A 24,035-nucleotide genomic window follows, 5' to 3' on the forward strand; every position below is an offset into this window, starting at 1 on the left:
ATCCGTGAGAAAGCTACCGAAATCAAATATCAGGGGGGTCAAATTTGGACGCCGATTACCCCAATACCGGGGTCAATTTTGCATGCCGGTTCACAACCTTGAGCGAGCGACGAAAGACCCAAAGAGGATTGCGAATGAATTGACTTCGCTCCTCACCCGACATGGTTATTCGGAGAAGTCCGACAACAAGCATATCCGGCTAGAAGCCAACAAGGGCTTTGACGGCTTGGACGCCATCACGCTTCCGAAGACCCCGAGCGAGCGCAGGGGGCTCAAGAATCTTCGGAAGCAGATCGCGCGCACTCGGCATCAACAAACTCGGCTGATTGAGCGATTCGTATGCCGCTTTCGCCACCCCGTCCAGCCGCACCGCGACACTCGCTTTGGGCAGTTGGAACACGCCGGGTTGGAGAGCTCGACCGGGTTGCCTTAGGCTGACGAATACGCGGCGATGCCGAAGATGCTGCCCACGATCAGCGCGTTGCCCGAGGCGGTGACGCCCGCGGGCGTGGTGACGCGGACGATGTGGCCGTTCTGATGGTAGTTCTTCATCTCAGAGCCTTTTCGAGAATTGGACGCGGGCGACTGAGATGCACTCGGTCGCCCCTGCGATCTGTAGGTTGAGGTCCGCGGGCGCGGCGGCCATTTCGCCCTCGCTCGCGTAGGTCATGCGCTTGCCTTCGTCTTCGACAGTGCGGACGCCTTGGTACCGCGCGGACAGCCGGGAAGGCCCGGCGATTAGAGTGAAGCGCACACTGAACTCGGTCAATGTGATCTATGCCCGAACGGATCTGGTCATACTTCGGGGTGCACCCCGATTCATGCGTTCAGACAATTGGCCAAAATTTATCGCCCAGGCTGTCCGAGACTGGATCGCCGCAGTTGGCGCCAAAACGGCTTACATCGAACCTCGGAGCCCGTGCGAGAACGGATACCGTGAAAGTTGCAATGGCCGGTTCAGGGATGAACTGCTCAACGGTGAAGTCTTCTACAGCCTGCGCGAAGCGCAAATCCTGATCGAACAATGGAGGAAACACTACAACACAAAACGTCCCCACAGTGCGCTGGACTATCGCCCGCCAGCACCTGAAACGACCATTCCGATGGAGCAGAGGCCAATGATGCACCAACAATCAAATTGGAGCAGTCAGATGAGGCTGCTCAGTCACAGTTGGGCAAAAAGACCTGTTGGGAATCGGAATACTAGCGGCGGCCCTGAGCTCTCGACGGAAAAAAGCTCAGGCAAGCAAATACGAGGGATGCCATGCAAACGATCGTCGGCCCCGCCGGCGTGTCCGCCACATAGGCGGCTCGAAGTCCGGCCACGGCTGACGCCCCGCCAATGACCGCGGCGGTCAAGGCCATGGTCTCGGGCGATCGCGCAAGGTTGCGGGCCGCTGCGGCCGGAACGATCAACATCGCTGCGATCAACAGCACGCCGACGACCTTGATCGCAACCGCCACCGTCACGGCCAGAGCAACCGTCAGAAACAGTTGTTCCTTCCTGGGGTCGAACCCGCTGGCATAGGCCAGATCCTCGTTCAACGTCGCCGTCAGCAATCGCGACCAGCGCCAGCCGATCAGCGCGACGACAAGAGCGGCCCCGCCCCAGATGACGGCCAGATCCGCGCGCGACACCGCGAGGATGTCGCCGAAGAGATACGCCATGAGGTCGATTCGTACGCCGGACAGGAAGGACACCGCTACCAAGCCGAATGCCAGTGCCGAGTGCGCCATCACGCCCAGCAACGTATCCATCGCGTAGCCGCGCCGTGACAGCATGGTGACCGTCAGGGCCATCAACAGTGCAACGACCAAGGCGCCGGTGAAGACCGACATCTGAAATGCCAGTGAAAGCGCCACGCCCAGAATCGCGGCATGGGCGGTCGCATCCCCGAAATAGGCCATGCGGCGCCAGACGACGAAACATCCCAAAGGGGCAGCGGCAAAGGCGACGCCGACCCCTGCGAGCGTGGCGCGTATCATGAAATCATCAAGCATCATTCAGCAGCTTCCCGCGTGGTGTCGCATTGGTCATGGGCGTGGTCATGGTCGTGGCGGTACAAGGCCAATGCGCCGCCGGTGCCGGTGCCGAACAGCGCCCGGTATTCCGGCGCCGAGGCCACCACCGCCGGAGAGCCCGCGCAGCACACGTGCCCATTGAGACAGATGACCCGGTCCGAGGCGCTCATGACCACGTGCAACTCGTGGCTGACCATCAAGATGGCGCAGCCGGTTTCCTGGCGAACCTCCTCGATCTGGCGATAGAAGGCGGCCGAGCCGGGTTGGTCCAGCCCCTGCGTCGCTTCGTCAAGCAAAAGCAGATCGGGCCGGTCGATCAGCGCGCGCGCCAGCAGAACCCTTTGAAACTGCCCGCCGGACAGCTGCGACATCTGACGCTTCATCAGGTCGGGGGCGCCGGCGCGTTTCAGGGCGGCAACACAGTCTTTGCGTGTCACCGGATGGGTCAGGCGCATGAACCGTTCGACCGAGATCGGCAGTGTCGGGTCGATATGCAGCTTTTGCGGCACATAGCCAAGCTTGAGGCCGGGCTTGCGGATGACCCGGCCGGAACTTGGCTTCTCGGCGCCGATAATGGCCCGCAACAGGCTGGTCTTGCCCGACCCGTTGGGGCCGACGATGGTGACGATCTCGCCCGGCTCGATCACCATGTCCACGTCGCGCAGAACGGTGTTGGCGCCATAGCGCAGGCTGAGGTTTTCAACGGTCACGAGGGGCATTATTGGGCCTTTTCGGTGCAATCCGGGCACAAGCCTTCGGCTTCCACCACGGCGCGTTCGATTTCGAACCCCGCCGCGCGGGCGGCGGCGCCCAGGCCACCCTTGGCCGTTGCTGCCATTGCCTCGGCGACCGCATCGCATTTCCGACAGATCATGAAGGCCGGCGAATGGGCGGCCCCAGGATGCGAACAGGCGACAAACGCGTTGAGGCGCTCGATCTTGTGGGCAAACTCGTTTTTGACAAGGAATTCCAGCGCCCGATAGGCCACCGGCGGCTGAGAACCGAATCCCGCTTCGCGCAGGCGGTCCAGAATGGCATAGGCGCCCATCGCGCGATGTTCCTGCAACAACATCTCGAGCACCTTGCGCCGGACCGGGGTCATGCGCAGCCCACGTTCCTTGCATTGTGCTTCGGCCGCGGCCAAGGCCGTTTCCACGCAGCTGTCATGGTCATGCGCCCGAAATCCGACCGGGGACGTGTGGTCGGACGGCGGGGATTGCGGATCACTTGTCATGTTATTTTATATCATGTATGTCGCTCGCAATGTTATAAAATCACACAGAGGGTCCGATGTCCAGAACGCTTGTCTTGAAAACGATCGCTGCGGTCTTGCTGGGGGGCGCGGCCATGGCAGATGCACCGCGCGTGGCCGTCGATATTGCGCCGGTCCATTCGCTGGTGGCGCGGGTCATGGCCGGGGTGGGCAGCCCTGACCTGATCGTGCCGCCCGGCGCTTCGCCTCATGAGTACAATCTGCGTCCGTCCGAAGCCGCCGCGCTGCAAGAGGCCGATCTGGTGTTCTGGATGGGTGAAGATCTGACCCCCTGGCTGGAAGGTGCGATCGATTCGCTGGCGGGCGGGGCGACCGTGACCACCCTGCTGGACTCCGATGGCACGCAGCTTTTGGACATCCGCGAAGGGGCTTTGTTCGAAGCACACGACCATGACGATCATGCCGATCAAGATGATCATGCCGATCATGAAGGGCACGACCATGCGGATCATGATGATCATGCCGACCATGAAGGGCACGACCATGCGGATCACGACGACCATGGCCACGAAGACGAGCACGACGATCACCACGCAGACCGACATGGTCATTCACATGGCGCGCATGATCCGCACGCCTGGCTGTCTCCGCAAAACGCGCAAAACTGGCTGACCTTGATCGCAGCACAGCTTTCGGCGGCCGACCCCGAGAATGCAGGCGCCTACTACGCCAACGCCACGGCTGCGCAAGAGGACCTGTCGGCTCTGACCGATGAACTCACCACCATGCTTGCGCCGGTCCGGGGCGGGCGGTTCATCGTGTTCCACGATGCCTATCAGTATTTCGAGCACGCGTTCGATTTCCCGGCCTCCGGTGCGATCTCGGTCAGCGACGCGACCGACCCGTCGCCGGCGCGACTTGCGGAAATCCGGGCGCGCATCCGGGATGAAGGTGTCGATTGCGTGTTGACCGAGCCGCAATTCAACCCGGGCCTCGTCGCAACCGTTTTGGAAGGATCCACGGCCGAGACGGCCGTCTTGGACCCGCTGGGGGCGACTCTCGAGCCGGGCGCGGATCTGTACCCGCAGACCATCCGCAACATTGCCCGGACTCTGGCCGATTGTCTGTCGCGGTAGGCTGTATCGCAACTGCGCACCCGGCGCTTGTCCGGTTGCCGCCGCCATTTGTGGCGGGCCACCCCGAAGAAAAGGCTTGCAACCGGTTGCAAAAAATAACATGGTCCCCTCAGATTTCTAATCTGGGGGGATCGAAATGCTCAGGGTCGGATTGCTTGGGGCGGGTCGTATCGGGCAGGTTCATGCGCGGACGATCTCGCAGCACCCCAACAGTGTCCTGTCCGCGGTTTCGGATGCAATCGAGGACAGCGCCCGAACGCTGGCCGCGGCGCATCGGGCCGAGATGCGCCGTTCGGAGGACATCATCGCGGATCCCCAGATCGACGCGGTCCTGATCGCGACGCCGACCGATACCCATTCGGACCTGATCGAGACCGCAACCGCTGCGGGCAAGGCGGTGCTGTGCGAGAAGCCGGTGGACCTTGACCTGGCCCGCGCCATGGCCTGTCAGCGCGTTGCCGCCCAGAACGGGCAACCCGTCATGATCGGGTTCAACCGCCGGTTCGACCCGAATTTCGCGACCCTCAAGGCCTCGTTGCAGGACGGCGAGATCGGTGCGCCCGAACTGCTGGCCGTGACCTCGTTCGATCCGGCGCCGCCGCCGGTCAGCTACATCAAAGTGTCCGGCGGGCTGTTCCGGGACATGATGATCCACGATTTCGACCTGTCCAACTACATGATGGGCGCGCTGCCCGAAACCGTCTCGGCGGTCGGAACCTCGGTCGTCGACCCTGAAATCGCCGCCGCCGGTGATGTCGATACCGCCGTCGTCACCATGACCTATGCGGATGGCCGGATCGCGGTCATCAAGAATTCGCGCCGCGCGGTCTATGGCTATGACCAGCGCGTCGAGATCCTGGGCTCGGGCGGGTTGCTGCAGGCGCAGAACGTTCTGGAACACACGGTCGTCAAATCCACCGCCGATGGCGTCCTCAGCGCCAAACCGACCTATTTCTTCCTCGAACGCTACATGGCGGCCTATCGCGCCGAATGGGATGCGTTCGTGACGGCGGTCACCACCGGAACCCAGGTGCCGGTCACCCTGGAAGACGGGGTCGCCGCGCTGGCGATGGCCGAGGCCGCGACCCGCTCGGCGCGGACCGGCGCGCCGGTCCGATTGGAGGAAATTTTGAAACCGGTTGCAAAATGACGCCGAATGCGGAAACTGAAATGGTCCCGTCACACTGCGGGACGGCAGAGATTCGGCCTCGGCCGAATGAAAGGGTCCTGGGACCCGGACAAGGAAATGATCTGTCCTAGTGGGAGGAAACGTAATGAACAAATTTTTCAAAGGGGCGCTGGCCGCCGGCGCGCTGGCGCTGGCCACTCCGGCCTTTGCGCAGGATATCGTGGTCGTGTCGCACGGCCAGGCCAATGACGCGTTCTGGAACGTGGTCAAGAACGGCGTCGAGCAAGCCGGCAAGGACATGGGCGTGAACGTCGAATACCGCGCGCCCGAAACCTTCGACATGGTTGCCATGTCGCAGCTGATCGACGCCGCCGTGAACCAGGAGCCCGACGGGCTGATCGTCTCGATCCCGGACGCCGACGCGCTTGGCCCCTCGATCGAACGCGCGGTTGCTGCGGGCATCCCGGTGATCTCGATGAACTCGGGCTCGGACGTGTCCAAGAAGCTGGGCGCGGCGCTGCATGTCGGCCAGGATGAGTTCGACGCCGGCAAGGCCGCCGGCGAGAAGCTGGCCGAAATGGGCGGCAAGAACGCGATCTGCGTGAACCACGAGGTCGGCAACGTCGCGCTGGACCTGCGCTGCGCCGGTTTCACCGAGGGCTTTGGCGGCAACGTGACCGTTCTGCCTACGTCGAACGACCCGTCCGAGATCGAGTCGAAAGTGTCGGCGGCTCTGGCTGCGGATGAAAGCATCGATACCGTGATGGCGCTGGGCGCAAGCTCGGCCGGCGAGCCCGCCGTGGCCGCCGTCAAAGGGTCGGGGCGCGACGTGAACGTGGCCTCGTTCGACCTGTCGGCCAACTTCCTGCAGTCGATCGTCGATGGTGACGCGGCCTTTGCCGTGGACCAGCAGCAGTATCTGCAGGGCTATCTGCCGGTCGTGTTCATGGCGCTGAACGCCAAGTACGGCCTGATGCCGGGCGGCAACGTGCCCTCGGGTCCGAACCTGATCACCGCCGACAAGGCCGGTCAGGTGGTCGAGCTGTCCGCTCAGGGCATCCGCTGATACCGGCGGGCTGAAAATCGGGGCGGCGTCTGGGCGCCGCCCCTGCCAAACGGGAGGAAACCATGACCGAGTCTGCACAAGTGGCGGTGGACGAACGGATCAAGAAGGAACCGTTCCTGACCAAACTGATGAAGCGGCCCGAACTGGGGGCCATCGCAGGGGCGATCCTTGTCTTCATCTTCTTCGCCATCACGGCCGATGAAACGATGTTCACGCTTGCCGGCATCATGAACTTCATGACCCCGGCCGCCCAACTGGGTATTCTGGCGATCGGCGCGGCGCTGCTGATGATCGGGGGCGAGTTTGACCTGTCGATCGGGTCCATGGTGGCCTTTGCCGGCCTGTTCTTCGGGGTCTGCGTGGTGACCTGGCAATTGCCGCTGGCGGCCGCGATCCCGATGACCTTTGTCTTTGCGGCCTTTGTCGGAGCAGTCAACGGCACCATCGTCATCCGCTCGGGCCTGCCGTCCTTCATCGTGACGCTGGCCTTTCTGTTCATTCTGCGCGGCCTGTCCCTGGTGGGGCTGAAGGCGGCCACCGGCGGGTCGACCCAGCTGCGCGGCGTGCGCGACCAGGTCGAAAATGACTGGCTCGCGCCGTTCTTTTCCGGCGAGGCCTTCGGCGGCCTGTTCAGCTGGCTGGCCGAAAAGGGCTTGATCGACACGTTCAAAAGCGGCGCGCCCAAAGTGCCGGGTGTCCCGGTTGAAATCCTGTGGTTCGTGGCCTTCGCCATCGCCGCCACCTATGTTCTGCTGCGCACCCCGGCCGGCAACTGGATCTTCGCCTCGGGCGGCGACCGGGTCGCGGCGTCGAACTCGGGCGTTCCGGTGAACCGGGTCAAGGTATCGCTGTTCATGCTGACCGCCTGCTGTGCCGCGCTGGTGGCGATCATCACCGTGATCGACGCAGGCTCGACCGACGCGCGGCGCGGCTTCCAGAAGGAATTCGAGGCGATCATCGCCGCGGTGATCGGCGGCTGTCTGCTGACCGGCGGGTATGGATCGGCCATCGGAGCATTCTTCGGGGCGATCATCTTCGGCATGGTGGTCATCGGCCTGACCTATACCGATTTCGATCAGGACTGGTTCCAGGTGTTCCTGGGGGCGATGCTGCTGATCGCCGTTCTGTTCAACAACGCGATCCGCAAACGCGTAACCGGGGAGCGCTGACATGACCGAAGACACCAAGTTCCACCACGGCGACGCGGTCAAGGACGTGGCCCCGATCGTCGAAATGAAGGACATCGAAAAACATTTCGGCAACATCATCGCGCTGGCGGGCGTCAGCTTCGACGTCAAGCCGGGTGAATGCCACTGCCTGCTGGGTGACAACGGGGCGGGCAAATCGACCTTCATCAAGACGATGTCGGGCGTGCACAAGCCCACCAAGGGCGAGATCTATTTCGAAGGTCAGCCGATGTCCTTCGACACGCCCCGCGACGCGATGGAGGCGGGCATCGCCACCGTGTTCCAGGACCTCGCGATGATCCCGCTGATGAGCGTCACGCGCAATTTCTTCATGGGGCGCGAACCCACCAAGGGGAAAGGCCTGTTGAAACGGTTCGACATCGAGCACGCCAACGAGGTCTGCATGGAGGAGATGCGCAAGATGGGCATCAACCTGCGCGGCCCCGATCAGGCGGTGGGCACCCTGTCGGGGGGCGAGCGTCAGACCGTGGCGATTGCCCGCGCGGTCTATTTCGGCGCCAGGATCCTGATCCTGGACGAACCGACCTCGGCACTGGGTGTGCGGCAGACCTCGAACGTGCTGGCCACCATCGACAAGGTGCGCAGCCAGGGCATCGGCGTGGTCTTCATCAGCCACAATGTCCGGCACGCGCTGGCCGTGGGCGACCGGTTCACGGTTCTGAACCGCGGCAAGACGCTGGGCACCGCCCGGCGCGGCGAGATCTCGCCCGAAGAGCTGCAGGACATGATGGCCGGTGGGCAGGAGATGGCCGAACTGGAAGGGTCGCTGGGCGGCACCGTCTGAAGGATTCTCCCCGGTGTCCCGCTTCATGCGGGGCACCACAATCACTTGGGTCCGGCAGGTTGGACCACCCGGTCTGGGTGGTGGGCGTGTCGGATCCTTTCACGACAGAATGATTGCAACGGATTGCCCACGGCGGCCTCGTTCTGAAAGGGATCATGATGAGCAAGACAATCCGACTGACCGCGGCGCAGGCGCTGGTGCGCTACCTTGGCGCGCAGATGAACGAAGACGGCGAGCCCTTCATCGCGGGTGTCTGGGCGATTTTCGGCCATGGCAACGTGGCCGGTCTGGGCGAGGCCCTCTATGGGGTGCGCGACAGCCTGCCCACCTATCGCGGTCACAATGAACAGACCATGGCCCATTGCGCCATCGCCTATGCCAAGCAGATGCGGCGCAGCCGGGCCATGGCGGTCACCTCGTCGATCGGGCCGGGGGCCACCAACATGGTCACGGCCGCCGCGCTGGCCCATGTGAACCGCCTGCCGGTGCTGCTGTTGCCCGGCGATGTGTTCGCCAGCCGCGGCCCTGACCCCGTTCTGCAGCAGATCGAGGATTTCACCGACGGCACCGTCAGCGCCAATGACTGTTTCCGCCCGGTCAGCCGCTATTTCGACCGGATCACCCGGCCCGAGCACCTGCTGACCGCCCTGCCGCGCGCCTTCCGCACCATGACCGACCCGGCCGATTGCGGGCCGGTGACCCTGGGCTTTTGCCAGGACGTGCAGGCCGAGGCCTATGACTATCCGCTCAGCTTCTTCGAGCCGCGTATCTGGCACCAGCGCCGCATCCGCCCCGACGCAGCCGAGCTGACCCGCGCGGCCGAGGCCATCCGGTCGGCCAAACGCCCGATCATCGTGGCCGGCGGCGGTGTCCATTATTCGGGCGCGACCGACGCGCTGCAGGCCTTTGCCGAGACCCACAACATTCCTGTTGCCGAGACGCAGGCCGGCAAGTCGGCCCTGGCTTGGGATCACCCGCTGAACCTCGGTCCCGTCGGCGTGACCGGGGGCGAACCCGCCAACACCGTCTGCGCCGAGGCGGACTTGATCCTGGGCATCGGCACGCGGTTTCAGGACTTTACCACCGGGTCCTGGGGGCTGTTTTCCAACCCCGAGCGCAAGATGGTCTGCCTGAACACGGCCGCCTATGACGCCGCGAAACACGGCGCGATGCCTCTGTTGGCCGATGCGCGGGTCGGGATCGAGGAATTGGGCGCGGCCCTGCAGGGCTATCGCGCCGATCCGGTGGCCGACACGCTCAAGGCTGAGTGGTTTGCCAAGGTCGATGCGCTGACCGATGCGCCGGGCGACGCAAACGCGTTGCCCACCGACATGCAAGTAGTGGGCGCAGTGCAGCGCGCGGCGCATGACGACACGGTGGTGATGTGCGCCGCCGGCACTATGCCGGGCGAGCTGCACAAGCTGTGGAAGGCGCCGCGTCCGGGGGCCTATCATATGGAATACGGCTTCAGCTGCATGGGCTACGAGATCGCCGGCGCCATGGGCATCAAGATGGCCCAGCCCGACCGCGACGTGATCTGTTTCACCGGGGACGGCACCTACATGATGGCCAACTCGGAAATGGCGACGGCGGCGATGATGGGCGTGTCCTTCACCGTGGTGATCACCGACAACCGGGGCTTTGGCTGCATCAACCGGCTGCAGATGGGCACCGGCGGGGCCGAGTTCAACAACCTGCTGGACCATGCGGTGCACGAGACGCCCTCGGCCATCGACTTTGCGGCCCATGCAGCGGCAATGGGGGCGACCTCGGTCAAGGTCGGATCGATCGCCGAGCTGGAAGAGGCGCTGGCCAAACGCGGCGACATAAAAGGCCCCTATGTGATCGTCATCGACACCGACCCGTACCCCTCGACCGAATATGGCGGCACGTGGTGGGAAGTGGCGGTGCCCGAGGTCAGTGTCCGCCCTGCAGTGAATGAAAAGCGCGCAGCCTACGAGGCTGCAATCAAGGAAAGAAACACCAAATGAGCGTGAAGATCGGCATCTCTCCGATTGCGTGGCAAAATGACGACCTGCCCGACCTGACGGCGGCGTTCACGATGGAACAGGCCCTGAAAGAGGCGCGACAGATCGGCTATACCGGGGTCGAGCGCGGGCAGCGCATGCCCGCCGACACCGAAGGCCTGCGCGCCTATCTGGAAGGCAACGACATCGCTCTGTGCGGCGGCTGGTGTTCGGGCAATTCGCTGGTCAATGATTTCGCCGCCGAACGCGACGCGGTGCGCGCGCAGGTCGAACAGTTCGTGGCGCTGAACAGCCCCTGCATCGTCTATGCCGAATGCTCGAACACGGTTCAGGGTCAGATCGGCACCCCGGTCAACGACCGCCCGCAACTGTCGAAGGACGAGATCAAAGCCTATGGCGCCAGGATCACCGAACTGGCCAAGTGGATGGCCGATCAGGGCATGCCGATGGCCTATCACCATCACATGGGCACGATCATCGAAAGCGAAGATGACGTGAACTGGCTGATGGAGGGGTCGGGGCCGGAGGTGAAGCTGTGCTTTGACACCGGCCATTTGCTGTTCGGCGGCGGTGATGTGCTGGCCACGCTGAACCGCTGGGGCGACCGGGTGCATCACGTGCATTTCAAGGATATCCGCCCCGGCATCGTGCGCGACACGCGCGGCAACCGGCGCAGTTTCCTGGATGCGGTGATCGCGGGGGCCTTCACGGTGCCCGGCGATGGCTGCATCGACTTTCAGGAGGTCGCCCATGCGTTGAAAGCCATGGATTACGAGGGCTGGATCGTGGTCGAGGCCGAACAGGACCCGGCCAAGGCCCCGCCCTATGAATATTCGAAGATGGGTTATGACCACATCGTCGAGGTCTGCGGTCAGGCCGGATTGACGATCACGGCCTGATCCTTCGCCCCCGGGGCGCCGCCATGGGAAAGGAGCGTTTCATGGTCCGTCAGCAACCTGGTTTCGCCGGCTATTTCGGCCCCGAGTCCTGTGACCTGGACGAATTCAAGGCGCTGACCTCGCAGAGTCTGCGGCCCGAGCAGGTGCCCCACGCGGCCGCGGTGGAAAAGAACGTGCCGGTCTATGACATGCACGCGCTGCGGCCCGCCCTGGAAACCCCCGACACCCGGCGCGCCCTGCTGGCCGAATGGGGCTGGGTTCTGGGCCGATCCGCCGGGGTGATCGCGTTGAAAGGCGCCTATGCGGATACCGCGGTCATCGACCGGGCGACCGAGGTGTTTCGCCGGATCATCGAAGATGAGCGTCAGGCCGGGGGTGGCGAGGGCGATCACTTTGCGGCCTCGGGCGCGAATGACCGGGTGTGGAATGCGCTGCAAAAGCAATGCCTGCGCGACCCCGAGGGTTTTGCGCTCTATTTCGGCAACACGGCGATTGCCGCCGCCAGCGAGGCCTGGCTGGGCCCCGATTACCAGGTGACTGCGCAGATCAACCAGGTGCGGCCGGGCGGCAAGGCCCAGCAGGCGCATCGCGACTATCACCTGGGGTTCCAGACCGCCGACAAGGCGGCCCAGTTCCCGGCGCATGCCCATATGGTCACCGCTGCGCTGACCCTGCAGGGCGCGGTTGCCCATTGCGACATGCCCGTTGAAAGCGGCCCGACCAAGCTGTTGCCCTTCTCGCAGCTCTATGGCCCCGGCTATGTCGCCTTTCACGACGATGCGCATCGGGCGCATTTCGAACGGGTCTGCATCCAGTTGCCGCTGTCCAAGGGCGATGCGGTGTTCTTCAACCCGGCGCTGTTCCATGCCGCCGGCGAAAACCGCAGCGCCGACATCCACCGGATGGCCAACCTGCTGCAGGTTTCGTCGGCCTTCGGGCGCGCGATGGAGGCGGTGGACCGCAAGGCGATGTGTTTGGCCGTATTCCCGGCACTGGTGGCATTGAAACAGCGCGGCGATCTGGATGATGCCCGCATCGATGCCGTGATCGCGGCCACGGCCGAAGGCTATCCCTTTCCGACCAATTTGGACACCGATCCGCCGGTGGGCGGAAACGCCCCGCCCAGCCAGGCCGACATCCTGCGCCGTGCGGTGTCGGAAAGCTGGACGCAGGCACAGCTGGAACAGGCGCTGGACGCGCAGCAGGCGCGGCAGGCGGCATGACGGAACCCGGGCGGCCGGTGCTGCCCCAACACAGGTGAAACCGATGGCAGAACTGCTGAGAAAACCGTTCGGAACCCATGGCAAGGTGCATGACATCACGCCGGCCAGCGCCGGCTGGCGCTATGTGGGCTTTGGCCTTTATCACCTGCGGGCGGGCGAGCGCGCCGCCGAAGTCACCGGTGACCGCGAGGTCATTCTGGTGATGGTCGAGGGCAAGGCCCGGATCACCGGCGCCGGGCAGGATTGGGGCGTGCTGGGCGACCGGATGAACGTGTTCGAAAAGTCCCCGCCCCATTGCCTGTACCTGCCCAACGGCACCGAGTGGGAGGCCACGGCCGAAACCGACTGCGTGATCGCCGTGTGCTCGGCTCCGGGCAAGGGCGGCCATGCCGCGCGCCGGATCGGGCCCGAGGGCATCACCCTGACCGAGCGCGGCAAGGGAACGAACACGCGCCACATCAACAACATCGCGATGGAGGCCGAGGATTACGCGGACAGCCTGCTGGTGACCGAGGTCTTTACCCCCAGCGGTCATTGGTCATCCTATCCCAGTCACCGGCATGACGAGGATGACTATCCCCGCATCACCTATCTGGAAGAGACCTATTACCACCGCCTGAACCCGGCCAGCGGATTCGGCATCCAGCGCGTCTATACCGATGACGGTCAGCTGGACGAAACCATGGCCGTGTCCGATGGCGATGTCGTCCTGGTGCCGCGCGGGCACCACCCTTGCGGGGCGCCCTACGGGTTCGAGATGTATTACCTCAACGTCATGGCCGGGCCGCTGCGCAAATGGCGTTTCGTGCCAGCACCCGAAGTGGAATGGATCATGGAGCGCGACAAATGACCAAGGGTTTTGCCATCTATCCCAGCCTGAAAGGGCGCACCGTATTCGTGACCGGCGGGGCCTCGGGCATCGGGCGCGAGATCGTGCGCGGCTTTGCCGAGCAGGGGGCCAAGGTCGGCTTTGTCGACATCAACTCCGAGGGCGGCAATGCGCTGCTGGCCGAACTGGACGGAACCCACGCCTTTGCCGCCTGCGACCTGCGCGACATCGCGGCGTTGCGGTCCGCTTTTGACGAGCTGGCGGGCGCGCTGGGCACGGCGGACGTACTGGTCAACAACGCCGCACATGACGACCGGCACGACTGGCGCGAGGTGACGCCGGACTATTGGGACGAGCGCATGGCGACCAACCTCCGTCACATGTTCTTTGCCATCCAATCCGTGGCGCCCGCCATGATCGACAAGGGCGCGGGGTCGATCATCAATATCGGCTCGAACTCGTGGTGGGAGGCCGGCGCGGGCTTTCCCGCCTATGCCACCGCAAAATCGGCTGTGCACGGCCTGACCCGCACCATGGCGCGGGAATTGGGCGATCACCGGATCCGGGTCAACACGGTCGTGCCCGGCTGGATCATGACCCAGCGCCAGAAAGACCTGTGGGTCACGCCCGAGGCGCTGGCCAAACAGATCGACCGCCAATGCCTGCCCGACCCGATCGACCCGGTCTATGTGGCGCGGATGGTTCTGTTTCTGGCCTCGGACGACGCGGCCATGTGCAGTGCCGGGAACTTCATGGTCGAGGGCGGCTCGATCTGAGTCCTTTCATGCCGAAAGCGAAATCAATGCCTCAACCGTTTCAACTTGCGGCCTGTGCCGAGATGCTGTGGCTGGACAGGCCGATGGAATGGCGCGCCGCCCGGCTGGCCGAGTTGGGGTTCGGCGTCGGGCTGTGGAACTGGCCGGGTCTCGATATTGACAAGCTGATCGCAACCGGCGCCAGTTTCACCATCATGAACGGCTATCTTCAGGGGCGGCTGGCTGATGATGACGGGGCCGATATGCTGCTGGCTTCGGCCGCCGAAACGATTCAGGTCGGCAAGCGACTTGGCGTTGCACGTCTGAACCTGCATGGCACCGGTCTGGGCGATGGCGGAATCCCGATCTGGCAGCATGACGTGATCACAGGGTCGATGTGGCTCAAGGCTCGGGACACCCTGAACCGCATCTGCGATCTGGCCGAGGCGAACGATGTGGTGTTCACGCTTGAAAACCTGAATCCACTGGACCATCCCGGCTGTCCGTTCGGGTCAACGGCGGACGTGCTTTCCTTGGTTTCTTCGGTTGATCGTCCGCAGTTGCGGATCAATCTCGACCTTTACCATACCCAGATCGGCGAGGGGGACCTGATCCGCTGGTGTGAAAAATGCCTGCCCTGGATCGGAGAAGTGCAGGTGGCCGACAATCCCGGCCGCTGCGAGCCCGGGACCGGCGAGATCAATTATGCCACAGTGGCGCGTGCATTGAACGACCTAGGCTATCGTGGCCCTGTCGGGATGGAAGCCTTTGCCTCAGGCGATCCGGAAGACGCGTTGGGCGCCTTCCGGTCGGCATTCACGCTCTGAGCGTCACCGCTGCGGCGGCGCACCAAAGGCGCGGATCACGGTGCGGGCAGCAGCCTCAACCGGGTCATGGGTTTCCTTCAGGATCGTCACCCGGTCGAACCGGTCGGGGTCGCGGTTCACGGCCTCGCGCAGGGCGGCGCCGAAGGCCATGCGCAGTTCGGTGCCGATGTTGAACTTGCAGATCGCGGTTTCACGCGCCAGCCGCGCGCGCTGTTCGACCGGCACACCTGATCCACCGTGGATCACCAACGGCACGTTGGTCACGGCCTGAATCCGACGGATGCGGTCCTCGTCCAGCCCGCCTTCCTTGTTCTGCTGAAGATGGACGTTTCCGACCGAGATCGCCATCGCATCCACGCCGGTCTGGGCGGCGAAGGTGGCGGCCTCGTCCGGGTCGGTCCCGGCCGAGCCTTCGCCCCCGGAATAGCCGACGAAGCCGATCTCGCCCTCGCACGATATCCCGGCGGCATGGGCCATTTCGGCGATCGCGGCGGTCTCGTCGATATTTTGCTGCAGGGGCTTGCGCGATCCGTCGAACATCAGCGAGGTGAACCCGCTGTCCAGCGCGATCCTGCACTCCTCGAACGTATAGCCATGGTCCAGATGCGCCACGACCGGAACCGAGGCGTTCTCGGCCAGATACCGGAACATCTTGCCCAGGATCGGCAGCGGCGTGTGCTCGCGGCAGCTGGGGCCGGCCTGCAGGATCACCGGGGCGTTTTCGGCCTCGGCCGCGGCGACATAGGCGCGCATGTCCTCCCAGCCCAGCGTCACCAGGCCGCCGACGGCATAGCCCTGTTCATAGGCGGGTTGCAGGACGTCTTTGAGCGTAACGAGGGTCATTTGAACTTGGCGATCATGTCTTTGATGCCCGGGATCGTCTCGATCTGATAGGCATGGGTGGGTTGGAAATACTGCACCAGCGACCGCTGGGTCAGCCCGCCGAGGATGGTGAAATAATACATCTCGTATCCCGGCAGCACGCAGCAGGGGTGATAGCCCTTGTCGATGCAGATCGTCGAGCCATCGACGATGTGATAGGCGTCACCCGGTTCGTTGTCCTTGCGCTGCAACATCTGCAGGCCCGAGCCCCAGTTGGGTTTGAAGCGGAAATTGTAGGTCTCGTCATGCCGGGTCTCGTCCGGCAGGCGGTTGGTGTCGTGCTTGTGGCTGGGAAAGCCCGACCAGCCGCCCTGACCCACAGTGAACAGCTCGCTGACCAGCAGGCGGCCGACCTTGTCATGCTGCTTCTGGCCCAGGATATGCTTGATCTTGCGATGGGTCTTGGTGTCGTCGCTGCCATATTGCACCAGATCGTGCTCGCGCACGTCGAACGGGTCCAGCACCTTGTCATACTTCGCGCCGGCCACGAACACCTCGGCCGTTTCCGAGACGCAGACCATCTGCGCCCGGGCCCCCGACGGGACATAGGCGCCCTCGGGCTCGCCATCCCAGACATCCTCGCCCCGGTTGCCCAGATGTGCAAAGCGCACGCCCTCGACATCCACATCGACGCTGCCGGTGGCGGGCACGATGCAGGTCTCGTATCCCGGGACCTGGTATTCGAAAGCTTCGCCCCGCTTCAACTTGACGATGTTGAAATAGTTCAGCGGCACGGTCGGGTCATCGACATCGACGATGGGCTTGTTCTGGTTGTCGAACGGGGGGATGTGCATTGGGTTCTCCTATCCGGCCGGGGTGGGGCCGGGGTGGGACGCAAGGAAAGCGTCCAGGTCTTCGGTGGTTGGCATGGCGGGCGCGCAGCCCGGTTTGGACACGACGATCGAGGCGCAGGCCGATCCGCGCAACACCGCCTGTTCCAGCGGATGGCCCGCCGCGATCGAGGCCAGCAGCCCGGCCATGAAGCTGTCGCCCGCGCCGTTGGGTTTGACGGCGGTGACCGGGTAGATGCCCGTGTGGATTTCTTGCCCGTCGGTCAGAGTGACGGCGCCCTTTTCGCCCATCTTGTAGATGACGATGCGGCCGGGTTTCTCGGCCAGATCGCAGGCTTTCCGGAAGCCTTTCTCGATCCCGCCGGCCATGAAGCCGAACTCTTCGTCATTGCCGACGATCATGTCGCTGGCCTCGCCCGCGCGCGATAGCACGTCGGCGGCGACCTGCGCCGAGGGCCAGCTGTAGGGCCGATAGTCGATGTCGAAGATCACCGGCAGACCAGCCTTGCGCGCGTTTTCGAAGGCGCGGAACGTTGCGCTGCGAGACGGTTCGGCGGCAAACACGGTTCCGGCCGAGATCGCCGCGCTGAAACGGCCATAGTCGACCCGGTCCATGTCATCTTCGGTGACCTGGAAATCGACGGCGCCGTTTCGGTAGATGACGTTCTGAAAGTTCTCGATGCAGCTTTCATAGACGGCCAGAGACGTGCGGTATTCACCGCCGACGACGCGAATGTAGGACGTGTCCACGCCGTAGTGGTGCAGCTTGTTCAGGCAGAACCGACCCACCGCATCATCCGAGACGGAGGTGATCAGCGACGCCTGGCTGCCCAGCTTGACCAGACCCGCGCAGATATTCGCGGACGAGCCGCCCAGATCGGCGCGGAACATGTCGGCATGTTCGCTTTTGACGCCGACCGGATCGGCGAACAGGTCCATGCCGGCGCGGCCGAAAACGGCAAACCGGTTTCCTTTGATACCGTCGATCAAGTGACTCAAACTGTTCCTCCCAGGCATTTTGATCCCGCCGATCCGATGGACCTTGCATTGGATCGATTCTCACGATACTGATTTTGCAACCGGTTGCAATCAGTATGTTCGGAGCCGTCCAAAATGCCAGAAATCGGAATTGGAATCGTCGGAGGCGGCTATATGGGCAAGGCCCATTCGGTGGCCATGTCCGCCGTGGGCGCCGTGTTTGACACCGCGCTCAGACCGCGGCTCGAGATGATCTGCGCCTCTAGCCCCGACAGCGCCGAACGCTACCGCGCCGCCTACGGGTTCCGGCGTGCCACAGCCGACTGGCAGGCGCTGGTCAATGACGCGGCGGTCGAGGCCGTCGTGATCGCCTCGCCCCAATCCACGCACCGGCAGATCGCCGAGGCGGCGCTGGCGCTGGGCAAGCCGGTGCTGTGCGAAAAACCGCTGGGTGCGTCGCTGGAGGACAGCCGTGCCATGGTGGCGGCGGCCGAGGCCTCGGGCACCGTCAACATGGTCGGGTTCAACTATATCCGCACCCCGGCCAGCCAGTTTGCCCGCCAGCTGATCGCCGACGGCGCGATTGGCGACATCACATGGTTCCGCGGTGAACATACCGAGGATTTCTATGCCGACCCCGAGGCCCCCGCGACCTGGCGCACGACCGGCATGGCCAACGGCACCATCGGCGATCTGGCACCGCATATGGTCAATGGCGCGCTGGCCTTGGTGGGACCGATCGCGCAGGTCATGGCCGATGTGGAAACCGTTCACCACACCCGCCCGGGCGGCGTGGTGACCAATGACGACCACGCCCAGATGATGTGCCGGTTTGAAAACGGCGTCATGGGGAACCTTTATTTCAGCCGCATCGCGACGGGCCGCAAGATGGGCTATGCCTACGAGATATCGGGCACCAAGGGCGCGATCCGGTTTGACCAGGAGGATCAGAACGCCCTGTGGCTCTATCGCCGCGAAGGCCCCGAGGCCCATCGCGGTTTCACCAAGATCCTGACCGGCCCGGCGCATCCCGATTATGAACCCTTCTGCCAGGGTCCAGGCCACGGCACCGGATATCAGGATCAGATCATCATCGAGGCCAAGGATTTTCTGACCGCCATTCACTCCGGACGGAACATCTGGCCCACCTTCCGGGACGGGCACGAGGTGAACCGGGTGCTGGTCGCAGCGCTGGCCTCGGCCGACAGTCGCGGCTGGCAGGACGTCAGCGCATTCTAGGCGCGGCGCGTTTTCAAACATCGTTCGCAGAGAGACCAAGACCATGGCAAAGTTGAAATGGGGCATGATCGGGGGCGGAGAAGGCAGCCAGATCGGGCCCGCCCACCGTCTGGGCGCACAGGCCGACGGCCTGTTCGAATTCGCCGCCGGCGCGCTGGACCACAGGCCCGAGGCGGGGCGGGCATATGCGCAGCGGCTGGGTGTGCCCGCCGACCGCGCCTATGGCGACTGGCAGGAAATGCTGGCCGGTGAAAAGGACCGGCCCGACCGGATCGACCTTGTGACCATCGCCACCCCGAACGCGACCCATTTCGAGATCGCCAAGGCGTATCTCGAGGCCGGGTTCAACGTGCTGTGCGAAAAGCCGATGACCATGACCGTGGAAGAGGGCGAGGAGATCGTGCGCGTGGCCCGGGCTTCGGGCAGGATCTGCGCGGTCAACTACTGCTATTCGGCCTATCCGATGGTGCGGCAGGCCCGCGCCATGGTCCGCGCCGGCGAGATTGGCAAGGTGCGCCTGGTCGTCACCAATTTCAGCCACGGCCATCATGGGGATGCCACCGACGCGGACAATCCGCGCGTGCGCTGGCGCTATGATCCGGCCATGGCGGGCGTGTCGGGGCAATTCGCCGATTGTGGCATCCACGCGCTGCACATGGCCAGCTTCATCTGCGATGACAAGGTCGCGACGCTGTCGGCCGACATGGCCTCGACCATTTCCAGCCGCCAGCTGGAGGACGACGCCATGGTCAATTTCCGCATGGAAGGCGGCACCGTGGGCCGGTTGTGGACCTCGTCCGTGGCGATCGGGCGGCAGCACGGGTTCGATATCCAGGTGTTCGGCGAAACCGGCGGGCTGCGCTGGGCGTCCGAACACCCCAACCAGCTGATCTATACCCCGGTCGGTGGGCGCACCCAGATCATCGAAAAGGGCGAGGGCGGCCTGCATGACGACGCCATGCGCCTGTCGCGCGTGGCGATTGCCCATCCCGAAGGCTTTCCGCTGGCCGTGGCCAATATCTATTGCGATCTGGCCGACGCGATCCGGGGCGAACCGCGCGATGGGCTGCCCGATGCCGCCGATGGCGTCCGCTCGATTGCCGCGGTGCACGCGGCCGTGGCCTCGGCCCGGGCCGAGGGCGCCTGGCAGGACGCGCGCCCGCCGATGTTCCGCTGATCAGGGGCGGGGCCGCAACGTGCCCCGCTCGATCACCCGGCAGGGGAAGATCCGCGCCTCGGGGTAGCGATCGGGTGTCTTCAGCATCTCTTCGACCAGATCGACCGAGGCGGTGATGATCTGCTTGATCGGCTGATGGATGGTCGTCAGGTTGATGTATTCCCAGCGCGACATCTCCATGTCGTTCAGGCCGATGATCCCGATGTCGGAACCCGGTTTCAGCCCGTGATCGGCCAGCGCCGACAGCGCCCCGATCGACAGGATGTCGTCACCGCAGAAGTAGGCCTGCGCCGGGTCACCCGCCAGCAGGCGCAGCATCTCGGCCCGGCCGGCCTCGAAGGAGTAGGCCCCGGCGAAGGAGTGGCTGACCGGAATCTGCGGATGGTTGGCCATTTCCTCGGTAAAGCCCCGTTGCCGGTCCAGGGACGAGGTCGCATCCTGCGGCCCGCCCAGATAGCCCACGCTGGCATAGCCCCGCGCGACCAGCTCGCGCGCGGCCATGCGCCCGCATTCCACATTGTCGATGCCCACCACATGCACCTCGGGCGAGGTCGCCGAGCGCCCGAAGGTGTGCACCACCGGCACGCCGGCATCGTGGAACGCCTTGGCAAAGCTGGGCGGCAAGGTCGACGAGGCGACGATCACCGCATCCACCGAATACTGCCGCAGCATGCGCACGGAATTGGCGGGCTCGGTCTCGTCGGTCAGGTTCACGATCAGGGGACGCAGCCCGCGTTCCTGCAGGGCGCGGGTGAACTGGTCGAAAACCTCAAGAAAGATGGGGTTGTGGAAGTTGTTCGAGATCAGCCCGATCAGCTTGGTCCGCCCCGTCGTCAGCGACGAGGCCAACGCGTTGGGGCTGTAGCCCAGTTCCTTGGCGGCCTTTTCCACCTTGGCGCGGGTCTTGGCCGAGACCGAGGCGCCCGGCGTGAAGGTGCGCGACACCGCCGACCGCGACACCCCGGCCAAGGCCGCAACTTCCTTCAGCGTAACGCCCACCTGCCTGGTCTCCTTTGTTCGGTCGATCGGGTCTGTTGACTGTCGCATCATTGCAAAACTGGTGCAATCGGTTGCAAGGGGTTTCCACCCCTGACGTCAGGTTCCAAAGCGCTGCAGGCCGTGATCTGACATTGTGATTCAATTTCCGTCATTATGACGGAAAAGATGCCCGTTTCGTCAACTCGATTGCTGTGCCCGGACGGCGGCGCGGTCATACTGGAACCAGAGCAGAGGAGGAGGCGCGCAATGAGTTGGAACATCTGCGTCGTCGGGGCCGGAAAGATCGGACAGATGATCGCCGCCCTGTTGAAGAAATCGCACAATTATACCGTAACCGTGGCCGACCATGACCTGACGGCCTTGTCGGCGTTGAACAGGCAGGGCATCACCACCCGCCAGATCGACGCGGGCGACGAAGCCGGGCTGGCACAGGGGCTTGCGGGGTTCGATGCGGTGATCTCGGCCGCACCGTTTTTCCTGACGCCTGCCATCGCCAAGGCAGCCAAGGCGGCGGGTGCGCATTATTTCGACCTGACCGAGGATGTCGCCGCCACCAACGCCGTGCGCGAACTGGCCCGCGACAGCGGCACCGCCTTCATGCCGCAATGCGGATTGGCACCGGGTTTCGTCGGCATCGCGGGGGCCTCTTTGGCGGCCGAATTCGACACGCTGGACAGCCTGCACATGCGGGTGGGTGCGCTGCCGCTCTACCCGACCAATGCGCTGAAATACAATCTGACCTGGTCCACCGACGGGCTGATAAACGAATACTGCAATCTCTGCGACGCCATCGTGAATGGCGAACGGGTCAAGACCGCGCCGCTCGAGGATTACGAGATCATCGGCCATGACGGTGTGGAATACGAATGCTTCAACACGTCGGGCGGCCTGGGCACCTTGCCCGAGACGCTGGCCGGCAAGGCGCGGGCGGTGTCCTATCGCTCGATCCGCTATCCCGGCCACCGCGACATCCTGAAACTGCTGTTGACCGATCTGGGCCTGGGCCAACGCCGCGACCTGTTAAAGGACATCTTTGAAACCGCGCTGCCGCGCACCGATCAGGACGTGGTTCTGGTCTATTGCACGGCCAAGGGCATGATCGACGGGGCGCTGCGCGAGAAATCCCTGATCAACAAGTCCTTTGCCCGCACCATCGACGGCCAGGTCTGGAGCGCGATCCAGATCACCACCGCCGCCGGCGTTCTGGGCGTGGTCGACCTGATGCGCACCGGCGCGCTGCCCACCCAAGGCTTTGTCCGGCAAGAGCAGGTCCGGCTGGGTGATTTCCTGAACACCGAATTCGGCCAGCTGTACCGCGCTGGTGAAGTGACCCCCCAGAACAAGGCGGCCTGAACATGAAAGACGTAGTCATGACTGCAGAACACACACTCGAAAAACTGGGCCTGACGGCGGCCGAGCTGACCGGCGGGACGCTGGATGTCCGTTCGCCCATCGACGGCCGCGTGCTGGCGCGGGTGCATGAAACGCCCGTTGCCGAAATGGATGCGGTCTTTGCCCGCGCCACGACGGCCTTCAAGGCCTGGCGCACCGTGCCCGCCCCGCGACGGGGCGAGCTGATCCGCCTGCTGGGCGAGGAGCTGCGCGCGGCCAAGGAGGACCTGGGCGCGCTGGTCAGCTGGGAGGCCGGTAAGATCACCTCGGAAGGTCTGGGCGAAGTGCAGGAGATGATCGACATCTGCGATTTCGCCGTCGGCCTGTCGCGCCAGCTGTATGGCCTGACCATCGCCTCGGAACGCCCCGGCCACCGGATGATGGAGACCTGGCACCCGGCCGGTCCGGTCGGCGTGATCTCGGCCTTCAACTTCCCGGTCGCGGTCTGGTCGTGGAACGCGGCGCTGGCGCTGGTCTGCGGCGACCCGGTGATCTGGAAACCGTCCGAGAAAACGCCCCTGACCGCGATGGCCTGTCAGAAGATCCTTGAAAAGGCCGTGGCCCGGTTCGGCGACGCGCCCGACGGGCTGCTGCAACTGCTGATCGGTGGTGCCGATCTGGGCAAGGCGCTTGTGGCCAGCGAGGCGGTGCCGATCATTTCGGCCACCGGCTCGACCCGAATGGGCCGCGCGGTCGCGCCGATCGTGGCGCAGCGGTTCGGCAAATGTATCCTGGAACTGGGCGGCAACAACGCCATGATCGTGGGTCCCTCGGCCGATCTGGAAATGGCGGTGCGGGCCATCGTCTTCTCGGCCGTCGGCACCGCGGGTCAGCGCTGCACCTCGCTGCGGCGGCTGATCGTGCACAACTCGATCCGTGCCGATCTGGTTGCGCGGCTGAAAAAGGCCTATGCCGGTCTGCCCATCGGAGACCCGCTGGCCCAAGGCACGCTGGTCGGGCCGCTGGTGGACGAGGCCTCGGGGCAGGCGATGCAGGCCGCGCTGAAGGCGGCCGAGGCCGAGGGCGGTACCGTCTTTGGCGGCAGGCGCGTGACAGACGGCGTGCCCGAGGGCGGTGTCTACATGCAGCCCGCGATCGTCGAAATGCCGGGCCAGACCGAGATCGTAAAGACCGAGACCTTTGCGCCGATCCTCTATGTGATGGGCTATGACGGTTTCGACGAGGCGCTCGAGATGCAGAACGACGTGCCGCAGGGCCTGTCGTCTTGCGTGTTCACGCTGAACATGCGCGAGGCGGAACAATTCCTGTCGCCCGCCGGGTCCGATTGCGGCATCGCCAACGTGAATATCGGCCCCTCGGGCGCCGAGATCGGTGGCGCGTTCGGCGGCGAAAAGGAAACCGGCGGCGGACGCGAAAGCGGCTCGGACGCATGGAAGGGCTATATGCGGCGGCAGACGAACACTATCAACTATTCGGCCGAGCTGCCTTTGGCGCAGGGCGTCAAGTTCGACATCTGACCGCCCGGCCCGGCGGCCCG

General features: G+C 64.3%; 24 protein-coding genes and 1 pseudogene. 16 read left to right on the forward strand and 9 right to left on the reverse strand.

Annotated features, from left to right (window positions below; all coding sequences use genetic code 11):
- Positions 1 to 429: 429 nt before the first annotated feature.
- Both F3H26_RS19840 and F3H26_RS19990 read right to left on the reverse strand, forming a co-directional pair.
- Positions 430 to 552 carry a hypothetical protein gene (locus F3H26_RS19840; RefSeq protein WP_262504553.1) on the reverse strand — a complete coding sequence of 41 codons (123 nt, stop codon included), beginning with the start codon at positions 550 to 552 and terminating at the stop codon, positions 430 to 432.
- A 1-nt stretch (position 553) separates the two neighbouring features.
- Positions 554 to 754, reverse strand: coding sequence for a phage head-tail joining protein (locus F3H26_RS19990; RefSeq protein ID WP_149775902.1), 201 nt, complete (start codon positions 752 to 754; stop codon positions 554 to 556).
- Between F3H26_RS19990 and F3H26_RS09910 the strand changes: the two are divergent.
- Positions 720 to 1,103 (forward strand): annotated as a pseudogene (locus F3H26_RS09910) (integrase core domain-containing protein); the annotation flags it as partial. The gene F3H26_RS19990 and the pseudogene F3H26_RS09910 sit on opposite strands and share 35 nt — an antisense overlap.
- A gap of 100 nt (positions 1,104 to 1,203) precedes the next feature.
- Here F3H26_RS09910 and F3H26_RS09915 read toward each other — a convergent pair.
- From F3H26_RS09915 to F3H26_RS09925, 3 genes are read right to left on the reverse strand one after another with little or no spacing between them, the layout of a single operon-like run.
- A complete protein-coding gene (locus F3H26_RS09915) occupies positions 1,204 to 2,001 on the reverse strand; it encodes an iron chelate uptake ABC transporter family permease subunit (RefSeq protein WP_149776014.1) in 798 nt (265 codons plus the stop codon).
- The gene (locus F3H26_RS09920; RefSeq protein ID WP_149775903.1) at positions 2,001 to 2,741 is read right to left on the reverse strand and encodes an ATP-binding cassette domain-containing protein; all 741 of its coding nucleotides are present in this window, start codon (positions 2,739 to 2,741) and stop codon (positions 2,001 to 2,003) included. Before F3H26_RS09920 ends, F3H26_RS09915 begins: the two co-directional genes overlap by 1 nt.
- On the reverse strand, positions 2,741 to 3,256 hold the full coding sequence (locus F3H26_RS09925; RefSeq protein WP_149775904.1) for a Fur family transcriptional regulator: 516 nt from the start codon (positions 3,254 to 3,256) through the stop codon (positions 2,741 to 2,743). Before F3H26_RS09925 ends, F3H26_RS09920 begins: the two co-directional genes overlap by 1 nt.
- A 56-nt stretch (positions 3,257 to 3,312) precedes the next feature.
- Between F3H26_RS09925 and F3H26_RS09930 the strand changes: the two genes are divergently transcribed.
- The 11 genes from F3H26_RS09930 (at position 3,313) to F3H26_RS09980 (ending at position 15,079) form a co-directional block, all read left to right on the forward strand.
- On the forward strand, positions 3,313 to 4,371 hold the full coding sequence (locus F3H26_RS09930) for a zinc ABC transporter substrate-binding protein (protein WP_149775905.1): 1,059 nt from the start codon (positions 3,313 to 3,315) through the stop codon (positions 4,369 to 4,371).
- 136 nt (positions 4,372 to 4,507) lie between these two features.
- Positions 4,508 to 5,521, forward strand: coding sequence for an inositol 2-dehydrogenase (gene iolG / locus F3H26_RS09935; RefSeq protein ID WP_149775906.1), 1,014 nt, complete (start codon positions 4,508 to 4,510; stop codon positions 5,519 to 5,521).
- A 124-nt stretch (positions 5,522 to 5,645) separates the two neighbouring features.
- Positions 5,646 to 6,566: a sugar ABC transporter substrate-binding protein gene (locus tag F3H26_RS09940; RefSeq protein ID WP_149775907.1), complete on the forward strand. Its 921-nt coding sequence runs from the start codon at positions 5,646 to 5,648 to the stop codon at positions 6,564 to 6,566.
- Between the two features lie 62 nt (positions 6,567 to 6,628).
- Complete coding sequence (locus F3H26_RS09945) at positions 6,629 to 7,735, forward strand: ABC transporter permease (RefSeq protein ID WP_149775908.1); 1,107 nt, start codon at positions 6,629 to 6,631, stop codon at positions 7,733 to 7,735.
- Position 7,736: 1 nt separating this feature from the next.
- Positions 7,737 to 8,558 carry an ATP-binding cassette domain-containing protein gene (locus tag F3H26_RS09950; RefSeq protein ID WP_149775909.1) on the forward strand — a complete coding sequence of 274 codons (822 nt, stop codon included), beginning with the start codon at positions 7,737 to 7,739 and terminating at the stop codon, positions 8,556 to 8,558.
- Positions 8,559 to 8,716: 158 nt separating this feature from the next.
- Positions 8,717 to 10,549 (forward strand): 3D-(3,5/4)-trihydroxycyclohexane-1,2-dione acylhydrolase (decyclizing), encoded by a 1,833-nt coding sequence (gene iolD, locus F3H26_RS09955; RefSeq protein ID WP_188127739.1) that lies wholly within the window; start codon positions 8,717 to 8,719, stop codon positions 10,547 to 10,549.
- On the forward strand, positions 10,546 to 11,445 hold the full coding sequence (gene iolE / locus F3H26_RS09960) for a myo-inosose-2 dehydratase (RefSeq protein ID WP_149775911.1): 900 nt from the start codon (positions 10,546 to 10,548) through the stop codon (positions 11,443 to 11,445). Before iolD ends, iolE begins: the two co-directional genes overlap by 4 nt.
- Positions 11,446 to 11,486: 41 nt before the next feature.
- Positions 11,487 to 12,668 carry a phytanoyl-CoA dioxygenase family protein gene (locus tag F3H26_RS09965; RefSeq protein WP_149775912.1) on the forward strand — a complete coding sequence of 394 codons (1,182 nt, stop codon included), beginning with the start codon at positions 11,487 to 11,489 and terminating at the stop codon, positions 12,666 to 12,668.
- Between the two features lie 43 nt (positions 12,669 to 12,711).
- Complete coding sequence (gene iolB, locus F3H26_RS09970; protein WP_149775913.1) at positions 12,712 to 13,518, forward strand: 5-deoxy-glucuronate isomerase; 807 nt, start codon at positions 12,712 to 12,714, stop codon at positions 13,516 to 13,518.
- Positions 13,515 to 14,273 (forward strand): SDR family NAD(P)-dependent oxidoreductase, encoded by a 759-nt coding sequence (locus F3H26_RS09975; protein ID WP_149775914.1) that lies wholly within the window; start codon positions 13,515 to 13,517, stop codon positions 14,271 to 14,273. Before iolB ends, F3H26_RS09975 begins: the two co-directional genes overlap by 4 nt.
- A gap of 26 nt (positions 14,274 to 14,299) precedes the next feature.
- Entirely contained in the window at positions 14,300 to 15,079 is a 780-nt protein-coding gene (locus F3H26_RS09980; RefSeq protein WP_188127740.1) for a TIM barrel protein, read from the forward strand.
- A 3-nt stretch (positions 15,080 to 15,082) separates the two neighbouring features.
- Here the strand turns inward: F3H26_RS09980 and F3H26_RS09985 are convergent, their stop codons facing one another.
- Genes F3H26_RS09985 through F3H26_RS09995 form a run of 3 tightly spaced genes read right to left on the reverse strand, consistent with a single transcriptional unit; the run spans position 15,083 to position 17,769 of the window.
- Complete coding sequence (locus F3H26_RS09985) at positions 15,083 to 15,922, reverse strand: class II fructose-bisphosphate aldolase (RefSeq protein ID WP_149775916.1); 840 nt, start codon at positions 15,920 to 15,922, stop codon at positions 15,083 to 15,085.
- Positions 15,919 to 16,755, reverse strand: a complete 837-nt coding sequence (locus tag F3H26_RS09990) for a 5-deoxy-glucuronate isomerase (protein WP_149775917.1) — start codon at positions 16,753 to 16,755, stop codon at positions 15,919 to 15,921. The genes F3H26_RS09985 and F3H26_RS09990 overlap by 4 nt, the downstream gene beginning before the upstream one ends.
- A 9-nt stretch (positions 16,756 to 16,764) precedes the next feature.
- Positions 16,765 to 17,769, reverse strand: coding sequence for a PfkB family carbohydrate kinase (locus F3H26_RS09995; RefSeq protein ID WP_149775918.1), 1,005 nt, complete (start codon positions 17,767 to 17,769; stop codon positions 16,765 to 16,767).
- Positions 17,770 to 17,865: 96 nt separating this feature from the next.
- Between F3H26_RS09995 and F3H26_RS10000 the strand changes: the two genes are divergently transcribed.
- Positions 17,866 to 18,969: a Gfo/Idh/MocA family protein gene (locus F3H26_RS10000; protein ID WP_149775919.1), complete on the forward strand. Its 1,104-nt coding sequence runs from the start codon at positions 17,866 to 17,868 to the stop codon at positions 18,967 to 18,969.
- A 43-nt stretch (positions 18,970 to 19,012) separates the two neighbouring features.
- A complete protein-coding gene (locus F3H26_RS10005; protein WP_149775920.1) occupies positions 19,013 to 20,146 on the forward strand; it encodes a Gfo/Idh/MocA family protein in 1,134 nt (377 codons plus the stop codon).
- Here the strand turns inward: F3H26_RS10005 and F3H26_RS10010 are convergent, their stop codons facing one another.
- Positions 20,147 to 21,145, reverse strand: a complete 999-nt coding sequence (locus F3H26_RS10010) for a LacI family DNA-binding transcriptional regulator (RefSeq protein WP_149775921.1) — start codon at positions 21,143 to 21,145, stop codon at positions 20,147 to 20,149. It abuts the gene before it with no gap.
- Positions 21,146 to 21,391: 246 nt separating this feature from the next.
- Between F3H26_RS10010 and F3H26_RS10015 the strand changes: the two genes are divergently transcribed.
- A complete protein-coding gene (locus F3H26_RS10015) occupies positions 21,392 to 22,498 on the forward strand; it encodes a saccharopine dehydrogenase family protein (protein WP_149775922.1) in 1,107 nt (368 codons plus the stop codon).
- Positions 22,499 to 22,515: 17 nt separating this feature from the next.
- Positions 22,516 to 24,015, forward strand: coding sequence for an L-piperidine-6-carboxylate dehydrogenase (amaB, locus tag F3H26_RS10020; protein ID WP_394349767.1), 1,500 nt, complete (start codon positions 22,516 to 22,518; stop codon positions 24,013 to 24,015).
- Positions 24,016 to 24,035: the final 20 nt, after the last annotated feature.

Source organism: Ruegeria intermedia (genome assembly GCF_900129345.1).
In the GTDB taxonomy this organism is placed as follows: Bacteria; Pseudomonadota; Alphaproteobacteria; order Rhodobacterales; family Rhodobacteraceae; genus Ruegeria; species Ruegeria intermedia.

What these genes read in the sequence shown, in the direction of transcription:
- F3H26_RS09925 (WP_149775904.1), bottom strand. Translation starts at nt 3,256, where the DNA reads ATGACAAGTGATCCGCAATCCCCGCCGTCCGACCACACGTCCCCGGTC.
- F3H26_RS09980 (WP_188127740.1), top strand. Translation starts at nt 14,300, where the DNA reads ATGCCTCAACCGTTTCAACTTGCGGCCTGTGCCGAGATGCTGTGGCTG.
- F3H26_RS10005 (WP_149775920.1), top strand. Translation starts at nt 19,013, where the DNA reads ATGGCAAAGTTGAAATGGGGCATGATCGGGGGCGGAGAAGGCAGCCAG.
- F3H26_RS09930 (WP_149775905.1), top strand. Translation starts at nt 3,313, where the DNA reads ATGTCCAGAACGCTTGTCTTGAAAACGATCGCTGCGGTCTTGCTGGGG.
- F3H26_RS09950 (WP_149775909.1), top strand. Translation starts at nt 7,737, where the DNA reads ATGACCGAAGACACCAAGTTCCACCACGGCGACGCGGTCAAGGACGTG.
- F3H26_RS09985 (WP_149775916.1), bottom strand. Translation starts at nt 15,922, where the DNA reads ATGACCCTCGTTACGCTCAAAGACGTCCTGCAACCCGCCTATGAACAG.
- F3H26_RS09965 (WP_149775912.1), top strand. Translation starts at nt 11,487, where the DNA reads ATGGTCCGTCAGCAACCTGGTTTCGCCGGCTATTTCGGCCCCGAGTCC.
- iolE (WP_149775911.1), top strand. Translation starts at nt 10,546, where the DNA reads ATGAGCGTGAAGATCGGCATCTCTCCGATTGCGTGGCAAAATGACGAC.
- F3H26_RS19840 (WP_262504553.1), bottom strand. Translation starts at nt 552, where the DNA reads ATGAAGAACTACCATCAGAACGGCCACATCGTCCGCGTCACCACGCCC.
- F3H26_RS09975 (WP_149775914.1), top strand. Translation starts at nt 13,515, where the DNA reads ATGACCAAGGGTTTTGCCATCTATCCCAGCCTGAAAGGGCGCACCGTA.
- F3H26_RS10000 (WP_149775919.1), top strand. Translation starts at nt 17,866, where the DNA reads ATGCCAGAAATCGGAATTGGAATCGTCGGAGGCGGCTATATGGGCAAG.
- F3H26_RS10015 (WP_149775922.1), top strand. Translation starts at nt 21,392, where the DNA reads ATGAGTTGGAACATCTGCGTCGTCGGGGCCGGAAAGATCGGACAGATG.
- F3H26_RS09995 (WP_149775918.1), bottom strand. Translation starts at nt 17,769, where the DNA reads ATGCCTGGGAGGAACAGTTTGAGTCACTTGATCGACGGTATCAAAGGA.
- F3H26_RS09940 (WP_149775907.1), top strand. Translation starts at nt 5,646, where the DNA reads ATGAACAAATTTTTCAAAGGGGCGCTGGCCGCCGGCGCGCTGGCGCTG.
- F3H26_RS09920 (WP_149775903.1), bottom strand. Translation starts at nt 2,741, where the DNA reads ATGCCCCTCGTGACCGTTGAAAACCTCAGCCTGCGCTATGGCGCCAAC.
- iolG (WP_149775906.1), top strand. Translation starts at nt 4,508, where the DNA reads ATGCTCAGGGTCGGATTGCTTGGGGCGGGTCGTATCGGGCAGGTTCAT.
- amaB (WP_394349767.1), top strand. Translation starts at nt 22,516, where the DNA reads ATGACTGCAGAACACACACTCGAAAAACTGGGCCTGACGGCGGCCGAG.
- iolD (WP_188127739.1), top strand. Translation starts at nt 8,717, where the DNA reads ATGAGCAAGACAATCCGACTGACCGCGGCGCAGGCGCTGGTGCGCTAC.
- F3H26_RS09945 (WP_149775908.1), top strand. Translation starts at nt 6,629, where the DNA reads ATGACCGAGTCTGCACAAGTGGCGGTGGACGAACGGATCAAGAAGGAA.
- F3H26_RS09990 (WP_149775917.1), bottom strand. Translation starts at nt 16,755, where the DNA reads ATGCACATCCCCCCGTTCGACAACCAGAACAAGCCCATCGTCGATGTC.
- iolB (WP_149775913.1), top strand. Translation starts at nt 12,712, where the DNA reads ATGGCAGAACTGCTGAGAAAACCGTTCGGAACCCATGGCAAGGTGCAT.
- F3H26_RS09915 (WP_149776014.1), bottom strand. Translation starts at nt 2,001, where the DNA reads ATGCTTGATGATTTCATGATACGCGCCACGCTCGCAGGGGTCGGCGTC.